Genomic DNA, 513 nt, shown 5'->3' with positions numbered 1-513 from the left:
ATAAGGTTAAGTCATCCACTGTAGTCGCTGTTAGATCAGAATTTTCGCTTTGCCCCTTATAAGGGTAAGCCATACTTTGATTGGTCTTTGGATGTTTCGACTTTGGTAATGAGCTATCCAGTAAATCAATTAAAACTTCTGTGGCTTTGCCGCCTGTTGTAAACAGCGCCTGCACTTTGGGAACTCTTGGCAAAATGTCATCTAAATTAACGGGAGTGACGACGGTTAAATTTTTGTCAGAAGCATTACCCGTTTCTCGAATCGCTTGCTTGACCGTTGGGCACGAAGCAATGCCACGTTCAAACAAAAAGTTGCGAATACGCTCAGGATCAAAACGCTTTTCATCCCCTACTCTAAAATAGTTTACATCGTCAAAAAATACGCCACCATAAATGCGCCACATATCATTATAGAAGTTAGGATAATGAAAGCGCATAGCCCATTTGTCAGCGGTAGGCGGAAATGTCCCCATCATCATGACCGTAGCATTGGGTGGCAAGACAGGCTCGAAAG

General features: G+C 43.1%; 1 protein-coding gene. It reads right to left on the bottom strand.

Translation table 11 applies throughout. The features are described 5' to 3' along the window. Positions 1-513, bottom strand: a 513-nt coding sequence (locus tag ACS8FD_RS24720) for a uracil-DNA glycosylase family protein (protein WP_439277788.1), incomplete at both ends; no start/stop codon positions are given.

The sequence above is a fragment of the Psychrobacter sp. 1U2 genome (assembly GCF_051847575.1).
Note: the sequence above shows the minus strand (reverse complement) of the source record. Positions and strands in the feature narration are given on the sequence as shown.